This is a genomic window from Burkholderia sp. Ac-20345 (assembly GCF_017104825.1).
GTDB lineage: Bacteria > Pseudomonadota > Gammaproteobacteria > Burkholderiales > Burkholderiaceae > Burkholderia > Burkholderia lata_B.
Map to the genome: position 1 here is coordinate 1 of NZ_JAAGPO010000367.1, position 4,622 is coordinate 4,622.

The following is a 4,622-nucleotide window of genomic DNA, read 5'->3' on the forward strand; positions in this document are numbered from 1 at the left end:
CCGGCCAGCCCGCGCGCGGTGCCGAGCGTCGTGCTGACGCCGAAGGAGCGCGCGATTCTCGAGCTGCTCGCGCGCAACCTGTCGAACAAGGAAATCGCGGTGGCGCTCGCCGTCGGCGAGGAAACTGTGAAGTGGCACCTGAAGAACCTGTTCGGCAAGCTCGACGCCAGCTCGCGCAAGCATGCGGTGCGCCGCGCGCTGGTGCTGGGTCTCCTCGAAAGCGCGCCCTAGCGTTGTAACGCCGGTTTCGCCAATCGGGCGTGCTGCCGCGCCCGCCTTCCTCCGATTCTCCGCAACCCTGCCCCCCGCGCATGGGGGGGAGCGGCCGCCCGCCGTTGCGTAGTCTTTCCGCACGGCTCACGCGGGCGTCGCCTGTCACACCTTCCCGCCAGCCTCCTTGCTTCCCCGCTTTACCCGGACGGGCTCGATCCCGTCCGGTCCAATACGACCCTGGAGACTTCATGAAGACGAAACTGGCCGCGCTCGCGGCGCTTGCCGGCTGTTCGGCGCTCGCGCATGCGCAATCCTCCGTCACGCTCTACGGCGTGATCGACTCGGGCCTGCTGTACCAGAGCACGTCGGCGGCGTCGTTCAGCCCGACCGCGCCGAATACCGGCAAGGTGTTCCGCATGAAGGACGGCGGCATCTACTCGAGCTTCTGGGGGATCAAGGGCAGCGAGGACATCGGCGGCGGCTACAAGGTCAACTTCAAGCTGCAGGGTTCGTTCGACAGCGGCACCGGCAAGCTGCAGCTGAGCGATACGCCGGGCGCCGTCGCGATCTTCAACCAGGTCGCGTCGCTCGGCGTGTCGGGCCCGTTCGGCACGTTCACGGCCGGCCGCCAGATCGTGCCGATGATCTACGCGATGGCCGACACCGACGTGCGCAACGCGCAGTTCTTCGGCAGCGTGCTGATCGCGTGGCTCGGCCTGAACACGGCGGCCGGCTGGTCGGGCACGAGCACCAACGCAGCGATCGGCGCGCTGTACGACAGCAATGCGCTCGTCTACCAGTCGCCGACCTTCGCGGGCGCGTCGATCGCGCTCGAATACGCGCCGGGCGGCGTGGCCGGGCAGTTCCAGGGCGGCACGCGCGAATCGATCGTGCTCAGGTATGCGAACTACGGGCTGAACGCATCGGCCGCCTACTACAACGGCCACGACACGAGCCCGGCGCCGGGCGTCGCGCCGACCGGCGTCGACAACAACCGCTTCCTCTACGTCGGCGCGAAATACACGATCCACGATTTCTCGGTGTCGGCGTCGTACGGCAACGGCAGGAATCCGTCGCATGCGGACAAGGTGAACCTCGACATGCTGTCGGCCGGTATCGGCTATCGCTTCACACCCGCGTTGCAGGTGACTTCCGCGGTGTATTACCTGAAGGACCGCAATCGGTCTGAAAACCGCTCGACGGCGGTCGTGCTCGCGGCCGACTACAGCCTGTCGAAGCGGACGATGGTCTACGCACAGGTCGGCCACGTGAACAACCGCGGCACGATGGACCAGATGCTCGTGTACGGGCAGCCGGTCGCGCCGGGCGTGGGCACGACGGCCGCGATGATCGGGCTGCGGCACAACTTCTGACGATGGCCGGCGGCACCTGGCGATGCAGCGGCGGTCGCGCGTGGCCACCGCCTGCATCGATCCGCGGGATCGGCTACAGTGGGCGTTTTCGGCGCGCTCCGCCCGCCGTCGCGCCATGAGCCGTGGCGCGCGCGGCGGCAGGGACGGAACGCGGAACATTCACTTCGACGAGCGAACCTTCATGCCCGACCTGTCCGCCTTCCCGATCACGCAAAAGTGGCCGGCCCAGCATCCCGACCGTCTCCAGCTCTACTCGCTGCCGACGCCGAACGGCGTCAAGGTATCGATCATGCTCGAGGAAACCGGCCTGCCGTACGAGCCGCACCTCGTGCGCTTCGACACGAACGACCAGCTGTCGCCCGCGTTCCTGTCGCTGAACCCGAACAACAAGATCCCGGCGATCATCGATCCGAACGGCCCGGACGGCAAGCCGCTGCCGCTGTTCGAATCGGGCGCGATCCTGATCTATCTCGCGGACAAGACGGGCCAGTTGATCCCGAAGGATCTCGCGGGCCGCTACGAGACGATTCAGTGGGTGATGTTCCAGATGGGCGGCATCGGGCCGATGTTCGGCCAGGTCGGCTTCTTCCACAAGTTCGCCGGCCGCGACTACGAGGACAAGCGCCCGCGCGACCGCTACGTCGACGAGTCGAAGCGCCTGCTCGGCGTGCTCGACGCGCATCTCGCGAACCGCCAGTGGGTGATGGGCGATACCTACACGATCGCCGACATCGCGATCTTCCCGTGGGTGCGCAACCTCGTCGGCTTCTACGAAGCGGGCGACCTGGTCGGCTTCAGCGAATTCCGGAACGTCGCGCGCGTGCTCGACGCGTTCGTTGCACGTCCGGCCGTCGCGCGCGGGCTCAATATCCCGGCACGAGGCTGATCGGACACGCAAGCGCACCGGCCGCCGCCCAAGGTCGACAGTTCGAGTCGGCCCATGCACGAGCCGTTCACGACCGGCGCCCGCATTGCCGCTCAGGTGCCGGCGTGGCGCTTGCGGCGATACGCTCGAAACGTGTTGTGCGCTTTGCCGCGCCCGGTTGTTTTCATCGCCGGGCTTGCAATGCGGCAAAATGAGCGCCCTGTTGCCCGGGCGGCCCCATTGCGTGGCGCACCGGCAGGTGTGAACCTCCCGATCATGGGGCCTTCGCTCTGACCAGACGTCGGCGCCAGGCGGCGTGTTGCGCGGTGGGGATTCGAGGCGCCTGCCCGGGTGCGGCCCGTGCGACGATGTGCGATGACCGACATGAGAGATGGAATGACGACTACATTCGACGCGACAACGACGGCGGCGATCGCCGCGTTTGCCCAATTGGATTTATACACGGCTGTGCAGGCGATGCGCGCCGAGGCCGACTACGACCACGAACGAGACCAGTGGATCTCGCGCTATATCGACGAGCACGGCGGCGGCGCGGACGATGCAGAATACGACGCCTTGCACGCGCAGGCCCAGGCAACCCCGGAATACGCGCAGTTCGTCGATGCGGTCCGCCGGGAAATCCTGGAATACTTCGGCGTGACCGACGATCAGCTGGACGGGATGGTCGTGCTGCGCGATGACGATAGCGATGAGCTTTGGGCGGAAGTCAACCGGCAGCGGAGCGCGCTGGGAACCGGTGAAGTGCGCGGAGATCTCTGATCATTGCTTGCCCCTGGGGTCTCGAGTCGTGCCGGGTGCGGGGCTGGCGTCAGGTCGGGCACGTGGTGCGCCGGGCTCCCGGTTGCTGCAACCGAGCCGCTAACGGAGGACGAGCTTTCGGATCGTCGGAACGCGTGACCGTTGTGCGCTGACATTCGCCATCGGAGATGCAACGGCTCGACCGGCAACACCGGGTCGGCAAGCGACGTCCACGAAAATTCACGAAGCATTCCTGTTGCCCGCCACGTGCGTCTGCATCACGCATCCGGCGGCGCTACTCGCCGTCCGCCCCTTTCGGCGCCGCGTCCTCCAGCCCCGCCAGCACCTTTCCCAGCAGTTGCGACAGCTGCGCCTGTTCCGCATCCGACAGCACGGCCAGCAGCGCGCGCTGATTGTCGATGTGCGCGACGACCGCTTCGTCGATCAGCGCGCGGCCCGTCTCCGTCAGCGCGACGAGCGTGCCGCGCCCGTCGGCCGGGTTCGGCCGGCGCTCCACCCAGCCGGCTTTCTGCAGCCGGTCGATGCGCGCGGTCATCCCGCCCGACGACATCATCAGCGCGTCGTACAGCGCCGTCGGCGTCAGCGCGAACGGCGCCCCGCCACGCCGCAACGTGGCGAGCACGTCGAATTCGCCCGGCTGCATCCCGTAGCGCGCGAACAGCGGATTGAGACGGTCGCGCGCGATCACGAGCGCGGCTTCCTGCAGCCGCCCCATCACCACCATCGACGACGCGTCCAGATCCGGACGCTCGGCGCGCCATTGTGCGAGCGCATGCGCGGCTCGATCCATTAACCCTCCTCGGCTTGGTAGTTATCTTGACGTCGAGATAAATCGGCGTTTATCTTGATGTCGAGATACTTTACATGAAAAACGCGCGGCGCCTCACCCGGGGGGGCCGCGCACCGACATCGAGGACCTTGCAATGAATCGCTTCACTTCCCCCGGATGGCGGCTCGCCGCCATCGTCCTTGTCGGGCTGAACCTGCGGCCGGCGCTCGCCGCGGTCGGCCCGCTGCTCGACATGATCCAGCGCGCGACCGGAATCGGCGACGGCGCGGCCAGCCTGCTGACGACGATCCCGATCCTGCTGATGGGGCTCGGCGCGCTGAGTGCGCGGCGCCTGCAGCGCCTGACCGGCATCGCGGGCGGCGTCTGGCTCGGCGTCGCGCTGATCGGGCTGGCCTGCGTGTCGCGCGTCGGCGCGCAACACGCGTGGCTGTTGCTCGCGAGCGCCTGCTGTGCGGGCGTCGGGATCGCGATGGTGCAGGCGCTGCTGCCCGGCTTCGTGAAGGCGCATTTCGCGACGCGGATCGGCGGCGCGATGGGCGTCTACTCGACGTCGATCATGGGCGGCGCCGTGCTCGCGAGCGTCGTCGCGCCGTTCGCCGCG

At 67.7% G+C, this 4,622-nt stretch carries 5 protein-coding genes and 1 pseudogene; 5 read left to right on the plus strand and 1 reads right to left on the minus strand.

Features of this window, described 5'->3' with window-relative positions; translation table 11 throughout:
• The 4 genes from G3O06_RS46625 to G3O06_RS46640 form a co-directional block, all read left to right on the plus strand.
• Positions 1-231: helix-turn-helix transcriptional regulator (locus G3O06_RS46625; protein WP_205820123.1), on the plus strand; the 231-nt coding region annotated here is incomplete at its 5' end.
• 230 nt (positions 232-461) lie between these two features.
• Positions 462-1,586 (plus strand): porin, encoded by a 1,125-nt coding sequence (locus tag G3O06_RS46630; protein WP_205820124.1) that lies wholly within the window; start codon positions 462-464, stop codon positions 1,584-1,586.
• 181 nt (positions 1,587-1,767) lie between these two features.
• Positions 1,768-2,472, plus strand: coding sequence for a glutathione S-transferase N-terminal domain-containing protein (locus tag G3O06_RS46635; RefSeq protein ID WP_085039039.1), 705 nt, complete (start codon positions 1,768-1,770; stop codon positions 2,470-2,472).
• Between the two features lie 375 nt (positions 2,473-2,847).
• Positions 2,848-3,231 carry an ATP-dependent protease gene (locus tag G3O06_RS46640; RefSeq protein ID WP_205820125.1) on the plus strand — a complete coding sequence of 128 codons (384 nt, stop codon included), beginning with the start codon at positions 2,848-2,850 and terminating at the stop codon, positions 3,229-3,231.
• Positions 3,232-3,505: 274 nt separating this feature from the next.
• Here the strand turns inward: G3O06_RS46640 and G3O06_RS46645 are convergent, their stop codons facing one another.
• Positions 3,506-4,021, minus strand: coding sequence for a MarR family transcriptional regulator (locus tag G3O06_RS46645; RefSeq protein ID WP_174979964.1), 516 nt, complete (start codon positions 4,019-4,021; stop codon positions 3,506-3,508).
• 133 nt (positions 4,022-4,154) lie between these two features.
• Between G3O06_RS46645 and G3O06_RS46650 the strand changes: the two are divergent.
• Positions 4,155-4,622, plus strand: a pseudogene (locus G3O06_RS46650) (MFS transporter); the annotation flags it as partial.